At 66.7% G+C, this 14,037-nt stretch carries 11 protein-coding genes; 5 read left to right on the top strand and 6 right to left on the bottom strand.

Annotation, left to right across the window (positions count from 1 at the left end):
• Positions 1–8 precede the first annotated feature (8 nt).
• Complete coding sequence (tgt, locus tag OM977_RS02460; protein ID WP_264355976.1) at positions 9–1,316, top strand: tRNA guanosine(34) transglycosylase Tgt; 1,308 nt, start codon at positions 9–11, stop codon at positions 1,314–1,316.
• A 207-nt stretch (positions 1,317–1,523) separates the two neighbouring features.
• Here the strand turns inward: tgt and OM977_RS02455 are convergent, their stop codons facing one another.
• The 3 genes from OM977_RS02455 to OM977_RS02445 form a co-directional block, all read right to left on the bottom strand.
• Positions 1,524–2,564, bottom strand: a complete 1,041-nt coding sequence (locus tag OM977_RS02455) for a Gfo/Idh/MocA family protein (protein WP_264355975.1) — start codon at positions 2,562–2,564, stop codon at positions 1,524–1,526.
• A gap of 160 nt (positions 2,565–2,724) precedes the next feature.
• Entirely contained in the window at positions 2,725–3,744 is a 1,020-nt protein-coding gene (locus OM977_RS02450; protein WP_264355974.1) for a sugar phosphate isomerase/epimerase family protein, read from the bottom strand.
• Entirely contained in the window at positions 3,741–4,919 is a 1,179-nt protein-coding gene (locus OM977_RS02445; RefSeq protein WP_264355973.1) for a Gfo/Idh/MocA family protein, read from the bottom strand. Before OM977_RS02445 ends, OM977_RS02450 begins: the two co-directional genes overlap by 4 nt.
• Before the next feature lie 154 nt (positions 4,920–5,073).
• Between OM977_RS02445 and OM977_RS02440 the strand changes: the two genes are divergently transcribed.
• Both OM977_RS02440 and OM977_RS02435 read left to right on the top strand, forming a co-directional pair.
• The gene (locus OM977_RS02440; protein WP_264355972.1) at positions 5,074–6,087 is read left to right on the top strand and encodes a LacI family DNA-binding transcriptional regulator; all 1,014 of its coding nucleotides are present in this window, start codon (positions 5,074–5,076) and stop codon (positions 6,085–6,087) included.
• A 140-nt stretch (positions 6,088–6,227) separates the two neighbouring features.
• A complete protein-coding gene (locus OM977_RS02435) occupies positions 6,228–7,169 on the top strand; it encodes a type IV toxin-antitoxin system AbiEi family antitoxin domain-containing protein (protein ID WP_264355971.1) in 942 nt (313 codons plus the stop codon).
• A 145-nt stretch (positions 7,170–7,314) separates the two neighbouring features.
• Here the strand turns inward: OM977_RS02435 and OM977_RS02430 are convergent, their stop codons facing one another.
• Entirely contained in the window at positions 7,315–8,010 is a 696-nt protein-coding gene (locus OM977_RS02430; RefSeq protein WP_264355970.1) for a queuosine precursor transporter, read from the bottom strand.
• Between the two features lie 235 nt (positions 8,011–8,245).
• The gene (locus OM977_RS02425; protein ID WP_264355969.1) at positions 8,246–9,652 is read right to left on the bottom strand and encodes an MFS transporter; all 1,407 of its coding nucleotides are present in this window, start codon (positions 9,650–9,652) and stop codon (positions 8,246–8,248) included.
• A gap of 201 nt (positions 9,653–9,853) precedes the next feature.
• Between OM977_RS02425 and OM977_RS02420 the strand changes: the two genes are divergently transcribed.
• On the top strand, positions 9,854–10,657 hold the full coding sequence (locus tag OM977_RS02420; RefSeq protein WP_264357266.1) for a hydroxymethylpyrimidine/phosphomethylpyrimidine kinase: 804 nt from the start codon (positions 9,854–9,856) through the stop codon (positions 10,655–10,657).
• Positions 10,658–10,862: 205 nt separating this feature from the next.
• On the opposite strand, the gene OM977_RS02415 is transcribed toward OM977_RS02420, so the two are convergent.
• Positions 10,863–12,374, bottom strand: a complete 1,512-nt coding sequence (locus tag OM977_RS02415; RefSeq protein ID WP_264355968.1) for a helix-turn-helix transcriptional regulator — start codon at positions 12,372–12,374, stop codon at positions 10,863–10,865.
• Between the two features lie 142 nt (positions 12,375–12,516).
• On the opposite strand from OM977_RS02415, the gene aceA reads away from it, so the two are divergent.
• Positions 12,517–13,848 (top strand): isocitrate lyase, encoded by a 1,332-nt coding sequence (gene aceA, locus OM977_RS02410; protein ID WP_264355967.1) that lies wholly within the window; start codon positions 12,517–12,519, stop codon positions 13,846–13,848.
• The last annotated feature ends 189 nt before the right edge of the window (positions 13,849–14,037 follow it).

Below are 14,037 nucleotides of genomic sequence, written 5' to 3'. Positions count from 1 at the left end.
CTTGAACGGTGCCAGCCATTCCTGAACCAGCCGCGCCGCCGCTCCAGCCTGCCCGGCAATCCGAGTTTTCCTTCCGCGTGGGCAAACGCCTGAGCGAGAGCTGCTCGCCGTCGTCCGCCCAGCTGGCCGAGAACGGCGGCCCGTTCCTGGGCCGCACGGGCACCATCAGCACGCCGCACGGCGAGATCCAGACCCCCGCCTTCATCGCGGTCGGCACCAAGGCCACGGTGAAATCGGTGTTGCCGGAATCCATTGCCGAGCTGGGGGCGCAGGCCGTGCTGGCCAACGCCTACCACCTGTATCTGCAGCCGGGCGCGGACATCCTGGACGAAGCCGGTGGGTTGGGCGCGTTCATGAACTGGCAGGGCCCCACCTTCACCGATTCCGGTGGATTCCAGGTGATGAGCCTCGGATCGGGCTTCAAGAAGGTCATCGACATGAAAACTGCGCCAGTTGCGGATACCGCGGTCCCCGACGACGCCGTGGCGCCCGGCAAGGAGCGGCTGGCGCACGTTGACGAGGAGGGCGTGTGGTTCAAGAGCCACCTCAACGGGGACCGGCACCGCTTCAGCCCGGAAATTTCCATGAGCGTCCAGCACCAGATCGGCGCCGACATCATGTTCGCCTTCGACGAGCTGACCACGCTGCAGAACTCCCGCGGCTACCAGGAGGAATCCCTCGAACGCACCCGGCGCTGGGCCGAGCGGTGCATCACGGAACACTTCCGGCTCACGTCGGAGCGCGGCGGCAAGCCGTATCAGGCATTGTTCGGCGTGATCCAGGGCGCCCAGTACGAGGACCTGCGCCGCAAGGCCTGCCGGGACCTCGGCGCCATGAACTTCGACGGCTTCGGCATCGGCGGGGCGTTGGAGAAGGAGAACCTCGGCACCATCGTGCGCTGGTGCAACGAGGAGCTGCCGGAGAACAAGCCGCGGCACCTGCTGGGCATTTCCGAACCGGACGACATTTTCACCGCGATCGAGAACGGCGCGGACACCTTCGACTGTGTCTCCCCCACGCGGGTGGCCCGCAACTCGGCGTTTTACCACCCCACCGGCCGCTACAACCTCTCCGGCGCCAAGTACAAGCGCGACTTCGGCCCGCTGCAGGACGGCTGCGACTGCTACGCCTGCCTGAACTACTCCCGGGCCTACATCCACCACCTGTTCAAGGCCAAGGAGATGGTCTCGGCCACCCTGATCTCGATCCACAACGAGCGCTTCGTAGTGAAAATGGTCGACGACGCCCGGCTCGCCATCGAGGCCGGCAACTTCTTCGAGTTCAAGGCCGAGACCCTGGCGCAGTACTACTCCTAGGGGCTCCCGGCGCCGCACCTGCCGACCGGCGACGCCGTGGGCGTCCCGGCCCCGGCGTCGCCAGCGTCCATGTCGCGGCGTCGAGGCGTCGAAGCGTCCAGGTCGCCGGAACCGTGCCAGATCGCCGGAAGGTTCCGGCGACCCCGCAGCCTTCCGGCGACCTCGTGTTTTCCACCGACTTCAAGTACCAGGTACGACGGCGGTCCGCTACTCCAGAGCCGGTCCGCCCAGCTCCACCGCCCTGTTCTCCCGGGCGCTGAGCCGGGCCGCGTCGAGGACCTCAAGGGTCTGCACGCCCTCCTCGGCCGGCACCGGTCCGGGCCCTCCGTCCCGGATGGCGCGGGCGAACTCGGTGTAGAACCCTGCGTAGTTGCCCTGCGCCGAGGCCACCTGGGCGCGGCCCCCGGCTACCGCGAGGGTCCCCCAGTTTTCCGGTACATCGATCCCCCACGTGGCCGGCTCCAGGCCCGGGCGGCGGCCCGCGGCCAGGGCCTCGGCCTGGACGTCGGCGCCCGAGGCAATGTAGCTGCCGGCGCTGCCGTAAGCGCGCAGTTCACGCGTGGTGGAGTGGTTGAGTTTGCTGGCGGAGACCGTGGAGACGGCTCCGGACGCGTGCGTCAGTGTCACGAAGAAGCCGCAGTCAGTGGTCTCGCCGAAGCGGTCTGTCCAGTCGAGGGCACCGTAGACGTGGGTTGCCGGGCCCAGCAGCCACAGCATCTGGTCCACGAGGTGGCTACCCAGATCGCGCAAGAGCCCGCCGGCGGTCCCGGTCTCGAGGGTGGCGGCGCCGTCCTGGTCCATGATCGAGTGGACCCGCCATACGTCCCCGAGTTCGCCCGCGGCGATGACGCCGGCCAGCGTGAGGATATCGGCGTCGCGGCGGCGGTTGTGATAAACGTTCAGGACCACGCCCGCGCGCCGGGCCGCATCGGCAAGCTCCCGGGCCGAGGCGGCGTCGGAGGCGAACGGTTTGTCCGCCACGACGTGTACGCCGGCCGCGATGGCCTCCAGCACCAGTTCCTGGCGTGTGTGCGGGAACGTTGTGATGGTGACGGCGTCCACGCCGGCGTCGAGCAGCTCCGTCAGGCTGGCATAGACGGGAAGGCCAGGGAAATCCGCGGCGACTTCCGCTCGTTTGTCCGGCGACCGTGCCACGACTCCGGCGAGTTCGACGCCGTCGGCCGCTTCGATGAAGGGGGCGTGGAAGTACCTGCCGCCGGCTCCATAACCGACAAGTCCGATGCGCATGTGCGATGGTCCTTTTGTCCGGGGGCTGTTCTCGGGCTGTTCGGGTGCCGGCGTCGACGTCGCCGGGACGCTGCCAGATCGCCGGAAGTTTCCGGCGACCCCGCAGCGTTCCGGCGACCCCGCGGGTTGCCAGCCGTCGGGCCGTCGGGCCGTCAGGCCGTCAGTTTGTTAGGTGCAGCGACGCCGAGAGGGCTGCGTCGGCGTCCCGCAGGACCTTGGCCGCCACCTGGAGGCCCTCGATCCGGCCGAGGGAGACGTCCTCGTGCTCGATATTGACGAGCATGTCGGGGTCCACCTCGTACAGCGCGCGAAGGAACTCGGCCCAGTAGGCGGTGTCGTGCCCGCGCCCGAGCGCCACGAAGTCCCACGCGGAGTCCTTGGGCCATTCGTTGGCCCACTCGTCGCCGCCGAGGTTGGTGCGGTTTTCGTCCGGAGAGAGCCGGCGGAAGCTGTTGTCGAGGACACCGTAGAGCGCGGCGTTCGCCGTGTTGACGCGGACGTCCTTTGCGGCTGCCTGGAAGACCAGCGGACCGAGCTCGCGGACCACGGCGACCGGGTCCATCTGCTGCCAGAACAAGTGCGAGGCGTCCAGTTCGACGCCGACATGGGTGGCGCCTGTGAGCTCGATGAGCTTGTGGACGTCGGCGGTATTGAACACGATATTCTGCGGATGCAGCTCGAGGGCCACCTTCACGCCGTGGTCGGCCGCGAGGCGGTCAGTTTCGTTCCAGAAGTCGGCCGCGACGCCCCACTGGTAGTCGAGCACGTCCAGGGCCGCGGAGTTCCAGGCGTTGACGACCCAGTTGACCGTGGTGGCCCCGGGTTCGCCGCCGGGCAGGCCGGACATGGTGACCACGCGGTCCTGTCCAAGCCGCTCCGCCAGCCGGATGGAACGGCGGATGTCCTCGGCGTGTTTCTCGCCGATCTCACGCTTGGGATGCAGGGGGTTGCCGTTGCAGTTCAGGCCGGCGATCGAGACTCCGGTGTCCTCGAAGATGGCGAGGTAGTCGTCGCGGGCCGCATCGCTTTCGAGGATCTGGTCCATGTTGGGGACGTGGACGGCCGGCAGGAATCCGCCCGTGTTGATTTCGATGCCGGTCAGCCCCAGGTTGGCAATGACTTTCAGGGCCTCGGGAAGGGGCCGGTCGTGCAGGATTGCGTTGTAGACACCGAGTTTCATAGCGTGATTTTCTTTCCGTTGTTGAGCGCGGATTCCGTGACGGCGCCGAGCAGTTCCATGTTGCGCACGCCCTCGTCGAAGGTGGCGCAGCGGGGCAGGGAGTCCGCCTCGCCGAGGCCGGCGACTTCCTCGAGGAAGGCCCGGGACTGGTAGGCGAAGGCGTCGTTTTGGCCGAATCCGACGCTGGGCGCGTCCATGGCCAGGCCGCCGGCGATGTAGGGGTGTCCGGGTCCGAGGATGACCTGGCGGTAGCCGTTCTCGTTGGCCGGGCCGTCGTTGAGGAACAGTTCGATCTCCGCGGGGCGTCGCTGGTCGAACCGGGCGGCGCCGTTTTCGCAGAAGACCTCGAAGATGAGGCTGTTGGCGTGGCCTGCCGCAACCCGAGAGACCTCGAAGCCGCCGGCGCCGTTCTCGAACTCGGCGGAGAACACAGCGTAGTCGTCGTTCTCGACCGGTTCGAAGGTGTCGCTGACCGCGGCGTGGTCGTGGCCCATGAGGGCCCCTAGCGGCAGCGGGCGCTTGTCGATGACGGTGCTGAGGCGGCCGCCTCTGATGGACTTGATGTCTCCGCAGAGGAATTCGGCGACGTACGTCAGGTGGCTTCCGACGTCGGCCAGCGCACCAGAGCCGGGGCCGCCCTTGTACCGCCAGCTCATGGGGGCCGACGGGCTGAAGCCGTAGTCGGTCCAGTAACGGCCGCTGAAGTGCAGGACATTGCCGAGGACGCCGGTGCGGATGAGGTCGCGGATGTACGCTATGCCGGGCGTGCGGCGGAAGGTGAACCCGATCCGCGCGATGGAGCTGGCGTTGCGGGCCGCGTCCGCCATAGCCCGGGCGTCCTCCAGGGAGTCGCTCAGCGGCTTCTCGCACAGCACGTGCTTGCCGGCCGCCAGCAGGCCCTCCACAACTTCCCGGTGGAGCGAGTTCGCGATCACGACGCTCACGACGTCGATGTCATCGGCCTCGGCGATGGCCTGCCACGAGGTGTCGTTGCGTTCATAGCCAAAGCGCTTCGCGGCCAGGGAGCCGAATTCGGCGTTCACGTCGCCGATGGAAACGAGCCGGATCGGAGGAAGGACCGGGCTGTACAGCGCAGAGGCCGTCCGGTAGGCGGCTGCGTGCGCCTTCCCTGCCATACCTGCGCCGATTACGGCGACTCCCAAACTGTCAGCCATCGATTTCTCCTTTGAAATTCGGCCAGGCCAGCGGCCCGATCCTAGAAAATTGGAGCGCTACAAAAACCTGCGCTGAACAAAAGCGTATATATGTGAGTATGTCCTGTCAATGGTTGACCGACTATTCTCGGATGAGACATGAAAGGTTCTGCAGATGACGCTGAACGGCCCCCGGACACGCCGCCCGACGATCTACGACGTCGCCAAGAGCGCCGGCGTCTCGCCGTCGCTGGTCTCCCTGGTGCTCCAGAACCCGGCGAGGGTCAGCGAGAAGCGCCGGGAGGCAGTCCGGACGGCCATGGCAGAGCTGGGATACCGCCCCAGCCGGGCAGCGACCACGCTTGCCAGCAGCCAGACGAAGAGCATCGGGCTGGTCATTGACGACTTTCGGAATCTCTGGTTCGTGGACCTGCTCCGCGGCATGGAATCCGCACTCTCCCCGCACGGCTACCAGGTCACCCTCGCGGATTCCCGCCCCGGCGAGAACCGCATCACCGAAGCCACGGACGGCCTGCTGTCCATGCATGTGGAGGGCCTTGTCATCGCCGCCGAGCCCAGTGAGTCCATGATGGCCGGGACCTGGGTTCCCGCTGTCGTCGCGGGCTGGCGCGACGGCGTCCCCGCCGGGGCCGGCCTCATCACGAACGACGACGACGCCGGCGGCGGTATGGCCGCGGACCATCTGCTGGGGCTCGGACACATCAGCATCGGCCACCTGTCCGGCTCCGGAGGTGCCGCCTCCCATCGGCGCGAAGGCTTCCGGAGCCGCCTCCTGGAGGCCGGCGTCGAAGCCCGGATCGCCGGCGAGTCCCAAGGGACCTCCGAAGAGGACGGTTACACGGCCGCCTGCTGGATCCTGGACCACCACCCCGATACAACAGCCCTCTTCGCGGCCAACGACGCAATGGCCCTGGGTGCCCTCGCTGCGGCCAAGGCGCGCGGCCTGTCCGTCCCGGCCGACCTCTCCGTGATCGGCTACGACAACTCCCAGCTGGCCAAGTCCCGGTATCTGGACCTCTCGTCAGTGGACAACCGCAGCGACATTGTCGGGGCCGATGTGGCAAACACCTTGCTGGCACGGATCCACGACCCCACCCTCGAGCCTCAGCGCAAGCTGATCGAGCCGGCCCTCATCGTCCGGGGCACCACGGCGCGCAGGTCCGGGTGAGTTCCGCCGTCGAATTCGCCGGTACCGTGCCAGATCGCCGGAAACTTACGGCGATCTGGCACGGATCCGGCGACTCCGCGGTTTCCACATAGCGACGGCGGAGCCTCCCGCACGCGCTCCCGGCGGCGGAAGCTGGGTGCATGCCACAAGACCGCCCGCCCGAGCTGCCGCCGAGAGGCAACCTCTGGCGCACTGAACAATTGATCGACCTCGGCTACGGTTCTCGGGCCATCCGCTCGCTCGTGGACTCCGGCGTCCTGATCCGGCTGCGCCACGGCTGCTACATCCGCGCCAGCCTCTGGGATGCCCAGTCCCCTGCCGCCCGGGGCAGGCAGCTCATCTTCGCGCATGCCCACGGAACGCGGACGACGTCGACGGGCGGCTTCCGCTACAGCCACACGTCCGCAGCGCGCCTCCGCCGCCTCCACCTGTGGGACGTGGATGACACCATCCATCTCCTGCAGAAGGTGCGCCCATCCAACGAGCGTCACGGCAGGGACGTCCGCTGCCACACGCGCCCCTTCGCCGAGCAGGATTTTGACGAAGTTAACGGGCTCCGGACGACTTCCCTGGAGCGCACCACTGCCGACTGCGCCATGATGCTACGTTACGGGCAGGCATTGATCCTCACAGACCATGCGCTTCGCCTCGGCGCGGACCCGGCATCCCTGCAGGCAATGGCAGATGCCCTGGATGGCCGCCGAGGGATCCGCACATTCCGCCGTGTCCTGGCCACTGCCGATCCGCGCTCTGAGTCTCCCGGCGAGACCCTGACCCGCGAACTGATCCTGCGGCTGCGGATCCCGCCCCCGGAGTTGCAGCTGGAAGTGATAAGCCGAGCCGGGCGCCATCGCCTGGACTTTGCGTGGAAGAAGGAGATGGTCGCCCTCGAGTTCGACGGCAAAATTAAGTACTTCGACTACAGGCCCACGGCCGAGGTGCTCTTCGAGGAACGGCGCCGGGAGAAGGCCCTCGTCGAAGACGGCTGGCGGTTCGTCCGGGTTGAGTGGAAGGACCTCTTCCGCGAGGAGGAATTCAAGAGCCGGCTGCTCCGCGTGTTAGCCGGCCGCCCCGTACTCTGAACCCCGAATTCGCCGGTAGGCGGCGGATTCGCCGTGGCGATACGGCGACCCCGCAGCGTACCGGCGAATTGGGCGGGGCGGCGGGGCCGGGGCCGGGGCCAGGCGGCGGGGCGCCGGGGCCGGGGCGGGCTAGACGCCGCCGGGCCTAGGCCCCGTAGCTCGGTTCGCGCCTCTTGATCCAGCCAATCACGGCCGTCGTGACCGGGACGAACAGGAACTCCACCAGCGTCTTGTACAGGAAGCCCACGAGGACGTAGTTCGCGAAGCTGCCGAAGTCGCTGATTCCGATCACAGACGCGGCGATGCTGCAGAAGATCAGGGTGTCGACGAATTCGCCGGCCACGGAGGAGCTCATGATGCGCGCCCACAGCGACTTCTCCCCCGTGCGGGACTTCATCTTCACCAGGATCCAGGAATTGATGGTCTGGCCTGCCAGGAACGCGAGCAGCGAGGCGAGCACAATCTGCGGGACCGGGCCGAGCGCCCCCTCGAGCGCCGCCTGCTTGGAGGCACCGAAGTCGTCGTCGAAGCCGGGCAGGGCGATGATGATCCAGTAGCAGAGGGACGCGAAAACGGAGAGCGCAAACGAGGCGAGAATGGCCTTGCGGGCCACCTTGAAGCCGTAGACCTCGCTGATGACATCGCCCAAGATGTAGGCCAGCGGGAAGAGGAAGAAGCCCCCGTCGGTGATGATGGGGCCGATTGCCACGCCCTTCGACGCTCCGATGTTGGACAGGATCAGCACGACGGCCATGAGGGCCAGCACGATGCTGAAGTAGGAGGAACCGATCGAGGCGAACTTAGGCGGCGCCGGAGCCGGGAAAGTCTGGGCGGAAGTCATGCGTGGTCCGTTCGTAGTGGTTCGCTCGGACGCCCCGGATCCGCGTGGACGAGGAAGGGCAACCGGCTGTATTAACACTGGAAGCGCCCGGCGGAACGACCGCCGGAACCGCCCTCCATTCTCTCACCCCCGAGGCGCCGGGAGAGCGTCAGGAGTTAACGACAACGGCGGGCGGCCAGCGCCGGAACCTAAGTCCCGCAGCCGGCCACCCGCCGTCGTACTTCCCGCCGGGGACCTATCGGCGCGAGGCGTCGACGAGGTCCTTGTCGTCGTCCGGGCTGCCGGCGATGCTCGCGTCGGCCGCGGACTCCCAGGCGCGGCCCTGCTCGTGGTCCAGGTGCGTGGCCTTCTTGTTCTTCAGCGCGAAGATGTACACCAGGAGCGAGACCGCGATGGCGACGGTGACGTAGGTGAAGAACAGGTCCACGCGCTCGGCCTTCTGGAACGCGGCGCCCAGCAGCGGGACCGTGCCGCCGAAGAGCGAGTTGGCGATGGCGTATCCCAAGCCCACGCCGAGGGCACGGATGGAGGCGGGGAACAGTTCGGCCTTCACGAGGGCGTTGATGGAGGTGTAGCCGCCGACGATCAGCAGGCCGCCCAGCATCAGCAGGAACGCGGTGAACGGATCCTTAGTGCCGGCCAGGGTGGACAGCAGCGGCCAGGTGAACAACACGCCCGTGATGCCGAACCAGAGCAACAGCGGCCTGCGCCCGACCTTGTCCGAGATGATCCCGTAGACCGGCTGGAGCAGCATGAAGATGAACAGCGCCCAGAAGTTGATCACGGAAGTGTCGGTCTTGGCGATCCCGGACGTATCGTTCATGAACTTCAGGATGAAGTTGGTGTACGTGTAGAACGCTACGGTGCCGCCGAGGGTGACGCCGATGCAGATCAGCAGCGGCTTCCAGTGCTGGGTGAACAGCAGCTTCATGGTGCCGGGCTGCGCAACGCCGGCCACGGCCGGAACCTTGGCGGCCTCGACCTGCTCGGCGGACACGGTCTCTTCCATCGAGCGCCGCAGCCACAGGACCACGAGCGCGGCCACGCCGCCGATCGCGAACGGGATACGCCAGCCCCACTCGGTGAGGGCGCCCTTGTCGATGGTGTTCTGCAGGATGACGAGAACCAGCAGGGCCAGCATCTGGCCGCCGATCAGGGTGACGTACTGGAAGCTGGAGAAGAATCCGCGTCGTTTGGACGTGGCGGCCTCGGACATGTACGTGGCGCTGGTGCCGTATTCGCCGCCCACGGAGAAGCCCTGGACCAGCCGCACAAGGATCAGCAGAACCAGCGCCCAGACACCGATCTGCTGCGTCGTCGGCAGGATGGCAATGGCGAAGGAACCGGCGGACATGATGGTCACGCTGAGCGTCAGGGCCGCCTTGCGCCCCTTGCGGTCCGCATAGCGGCCGAAGAACCAGGCCCCAACCGGGCGCATCAGGAACGACGTCGAGAACACGGCCATCGCCTCGAGTCCGGCCTGCAGATCGTCCTGGGAATTGAAGAAATGCGCCTGGAAATAGGCCGCGAAGACTGTGTAAACGTAGAGGTCGTACCACTCGACGAGGTTGCCGGCAGAGCCTTTAAGAATGTTGCTCACGGCTCTTCTCGTCTGAGCCGATTCGGACAGTTGGGTGCTCATCAATGAACCTTCCTGGATCCGGCGCCGCAAGAAAGCAACGCCGTCCGCCACCATATGTGCCGTGATCCGGAACACTCGGCTTTTGGTCATATTGGTCATCAGCACAATGCGGGCCCTCCCGGCCTGGTGGGAGGATGGATCCATGACTTCTGCCGCTGTTGAGACTTTTTCCCCCGTGCTGGGGCCGCCCCCGCTGTCGCCCTGACCATCGCCGGCTCCGAGGCCACCGGTGGTGCCGGCGCGCAGGCTGACCTGAAGACCTTCCAGGAGCTGGGCGTTTTCGGCATCGCCAATCTGACCTGCATCGTCTCCTTCGACCCCAAGGACAACTGGAACCACCGCTTCGTTCCGGTGGATCAGCAGGTCATCGAAGATCAGCTTGAGGCGACGACGGCGGCCTACGGTGCCGGGTCGGGTGCACCGTCGGTGCTGGACACCGTGAAGATCGGCATGCTGGGCAGCCCGGCGACGATTTCGACCGTGGCTTCGGCCTTGGCAGGCTCCGGGTTTGCCCACGTTGTGCTGGATCCGGTGCTGATCTGCAAGGGCCAGGAGCCGGGCCACGCCCTGGATACTGACCAGGCCCTCAAGGCGCAGATCCTGCCGCTAGCCACGTTCGTGACGCCGAACCACTTCGAGGCCGAGTCGCTGTCCGGCCTGGAAATCACCGACATCGAATCCCTCAAGGCCGCAGCTGTCCGCATCCATGAGCTCAGCGGTGCCGCGGTGCTCGCCAAGGGCGGCGTGCGCCTGAGTGGATCCGACGCCGTCGACGTCTACTACGACGGCGAGACGCTGGAGGTCTTGTCCGCCCCGAAAGTGGGTGAAGCCGCGGTCTCCGGTGCCGGCTGCTCGCTGGCAGCGGCCGTGACGGCCGAACTGGCCAAGGGTGCCACCCCGCTGGAGGCTGCCCGCACCGCGAAGTCGTTCGTAACCGCCGGGATCCGCAACCGCGTGGCTTCGGGCGCACCCTTTGATGCGCTCTGGCAGGGCGGCCCGCGCTAACTTGCCGGCCCCGGAGCTCGGCGGGATGATCAGCTACGGCATCCCCCACCATCACGCTCGCGCCCTCGGCTGAGTTCGCCGGAAACCCTCGAGGTCGCCGGAAGTTTCCGGCGAACTCGAGAGGTTCCGGCGATTTGGGCTGAGGGCGCCACGAGGGCCACGGTCCACCGACCGGAGAGATCCACCGGAGGTGCGGGAACCCTGCCTAGCTGCCGGAGTGCGCTTGGAGGAAGCTGTAGACCTCGGTCTCATCCACACCGGGGAAAGCCCCGGGCGGCATCGCGGCGAGCAGGTGGGAGTGGGCCCGCGCCGACGGCCAGGCGTTCCCCGCCCATTCCGCAGCCAGGGCTGCCGGCGGACGTTTGCAGCAGCTCTCGTCCGGGCACGTCGACTTGGACCGCTCGGTGGTGTCCCGGCCGCGGAACCACTTGACCTGCGCGTAGGGGACGCCCACGGAGAGCGAGAACTCGCCGTTCGCCGAGCGTTCCGTCCGGGCGGTGCACCAGTAGGTCCCGGCGGGGGTGTCGGTGTACTGGTTGTAGGCGCTGAACTTGTCCGGCACGTCGAACACCACCCGGGATGTCCAGTTCCGGCATGAGAACTGGCCCTCGATGGCGCCGGTGTGGTCCTGCGGGAACGTCACGCCGTCGTTCTCGTAAGCCTTGTAGATGATCCCGCTCTTGTGCGTCTTCTGGAAGTGCGTGCGGATGTCCAGATGCTGGGTGGCGAGATTCGTGAAACGGTGCGCGGCGGTCTCGTAGGACACGGCGAACGCGTCGCGGATGTCCTCGACCGCGATTTCCTTGGCCTGCTTGGCCTTTTGCAGGAACTCCACGGTTGCCTGCTCGGGCAGCAGTAGCGCCGCGGCGAAGTAGTTCGTGGCCACCCGCTGCATCAGGAAGTCGCCGTAGTTGTTGGGGGTCTGGTGGCCCAGGACGTAATGTCCCAGCGCCTGCAGCAGCACGGAACGGGGGTCGTGGTCGCTGCGCGAGTTCTGCGTGAGGTAAATTCGGCGGTTCTTAAGATCGGTCACGGAACGGGTCGAATGCGGCAGGTCACCCACGTGGTGGAGGCTGAAACCGAGGTGCCCGGCGATGTCTGCGATGACGTGATGGGACAGCGGACCGCTGGTGTGCCCCACCGACTCGAGGACCTTCTGCGCCTCGGCCTCGTACTCGGGAAAATAGTTGTTCCGCTCGCGCATCATCGCCCGCAGTTCACCGTTCGCACGGCGGGCCTCCTCCGGCGTCGCGACCTGTTCGTTCAGGCGGCGTTCAAGCTCATGCTGCAGCCCCACCATGGACTCCAGGACATCCATCGGAAGCCGTGAACTGATGCGGATCTTGGGCAGGTTCAGGGATCCGTAGAGCGGGCTGCGCTGGTACCGTTCCAGCTCGATCTCCAGGGCCGCGCGCCGGTTGGGCGGCTCCGCGCCGAGCAGCTCGTCGATGCTCACCCCGAGGGCCGCTGCGAGCTGCTGGAGTAGGCCAAGTTTGGGCTCGCGTTTCCCGTTTTCAATCAGGCTCAGCTGGCTTGGCGCTGTGCCGACGGCGGCGCTCAAGTCGTCGAGCGTGAGGCCTGCGGCCTTGCGCAGATGGCGGACGCGCCGGCCCATGCTGATGACGTCCACCTCCGCCGCTGCAGGCGCGGACGGCGAAAGAGCTTGGCGGTTCCAGCTGGTTGAGTGCATTTCTTGAGAATACGCTAAAAAGTGCATTTCTTTCCATGGTTTTGGTCTAGAAACCCCTTGGAAAGTGAAGAAAAGTAGAACTCACGGAAAGAATCACTATCCGGGAACAACCGGCCAGGATTTGCAGAGACGCAGACCGGCCGGCCCCGGACCCATCAAGGAGACAAAGATGACTGCAGCATTTGAGCCCACCCAGCAGACGCCCGAACAGCAGGCCGCCGCACTGGAGCTCGAGTGGGCCGCCAACCCGCGCTGGGAAGGTGTGACCCGTGACTACAAGGCAACGGACGTCATCCGCCTCCGCGGCCGCGTCTCCGAAGAACATACGCTGGCCCGGCGCGGCGCCGAGAAGCTGTGGAAGCAGCTCACCGAGGAGCACAGCACCGGTAAGTACACCAACGCCCTGGGCGCGCTGACCGGCAACCAGGCCGTACAGCAGGTCAAGGCCGGGCTCCGCGCCATCTACCTCTCCGGCTGGCAGGTCGCCGCGGACGCCAACAACTCCGGCCACACGTACCCGGACCAGTCGCTCTACCCCGCCAACTCGGTCCCCACCGTGGTCCGGCGCATCAACAACGCCCTGCTCCGCGCGGACCAGATCGAGTTCTCTGAAGGCATCCAGACCGTCGAGGACTGGATGGTCCCGATCATCGCCGACGCCGAGGCCGGCTTCGGCGGCCCGCTCAACGCCTACGAGCTGATGAAGTCCATGATCCAGGCCGGCGCGTCGGGTGTGCACTGGGAGGACCAGCTCGCGTCGGAGAAGAAGTGCGGCCACCTCGGCGGCAAGGTCCTGATTCCCACGCAGCAGCACGTCCGCACGCTGAACGCCGCCCGCCTGGCCGCCGACGTCGCGGGCACCCCGTCGGTCGTTATCGCCCGCACCGATGCCGAGGCAGCCACCCTGATCACGTCCGACGTCGACGAGCGGGACCAGGAATTCATCCTCCACGAGGGGGGACAGCCGGTCCGTACCCCGGAAGGCTTCTACAAGGTCCGCAACGGGATCGAACCCTGCATCGCCCGGGCCAAGGCCTACGCCCCGTACTCTGACCTGATCTGGATGGAGACGGGCACGCCGGACCTGGAGCTCGCCAAGAAGTTCGCCGAGGCCGTCAAGGCCGACTTCCCGGACCAGATGCTTTCCTACAACTGCTCCCCCTCCTTCAACTGGCGCAAGCACCTGGACGACGCCACCATCGCCAAGTTCCAGCGTGAACTGGGCGCCATGGGCTTCACGTTCCAGTTCATCACCCTGGCCGGCTTCCACGCCCTGAACTACTCGATGTTCGATCTTGCCCACGGCTACGCCCGGGAAGGCATGAGCGCCTACGTCGAGCTGCAGGAGAAGGAATTCGCCTCCGAGTCCCGCGGCTACACCGCGACCAAGCACCAGCGCGAAGTCGGCACCGGATACTTCGACGACATCGCTACCGCGCTCAACCCGAACGCATCCACCCTGGCCCTGGTGGGATCCACCGAAGAAGGCCAGTTCCACTAGCTTCCCGACGGCGGCGCTTGCGTCCGGCCTTCGGTCCGGCATTGCTCTGCCTGCTATTCCCCATGTCCGGGTCCGACCTCGCTGAGCGAGGACGGGCCCGGACACAGGGCCCCTTTTACGCAGGCTGCCGCAACACCGGCACCTTCGGCCTCGCGCGTACGTCACCACCCGCCGTCGAACTTTTGCTTC

It is taken from the genome of Pseudarthrobacter sp. MM222, from assembly GCF_947090775.1.
Classification (GTDB): Bacteria; Actinomycetota; Actinomycetes; order Actinomycetales; family Micrococcaceae; genus Arthrobacter.
This window is presented reverse-complemented; position numbering and strand designations above follow the sequence as displayed.

Coding starts and splice junctions, on each gene's coding strand:
- OM977_RS02415 (WP_264355968.1), bottom strand. CDS start 12,374: ATGCACTTTTTAGCGTATTCTCAAGAAATGCACTCAACCAGCTGGAAC.
- OM977_RS02435 (WP_264355971.1), top strand. CDS start 6,228: ATGCCACAAGACCGCCCGCCCGAGCTGCCGCCGAGAGGCAACCTCTGG.
- OM977_RS02445 (WP_264355973.1), bottom strand. CDS start 4,919: ATGGCTGACAGTTTGGGAGTCGCCGTAATCGGCGCAGGTATGGCAGGG.
- OM977_RS02450 (WP_264355974.1), bottom strand. CDS start 3,744: ATGAAACTCGGTGTCTACAACGCAATCCTGCACGACCGGCCCCTTCCC.
- OM977_RS02440 (WP_264355972.1), top strand. CDS start 5,074: ATGACGCTGAACGGCCCCCGGACACGCCGCCCGACGATCTACGACGTC.
- OM977_RS02455 (WP_264355975.1), bottom strand. CDS start 2,564: ATGCGCATCGGACTTGTCGGTTATGGAGCCGGCGGCAGGTACTTCCAC.
- OM977_RS02425 (WP_264355969.1), bottom strand. CDS start 9,652: ATGAGCACCCAACTGTCCGAATCGGCTCAGACGAGAAGAGCCGTGAGC.
- aceA (WP_264355967.1), top strand. CDS start 12,517: ATGACTGCAGCATTTGAGCCCACCCAGCAGACGCCCGAACAGCAGGCC.
- OM977_RS02430 (WP_264355970.1), bottom strand. CDS start 8,010: ATGACTTCCGCCCAGACTTTCCCGGCTCCGGCGCCGCCTAAGTTCGCC.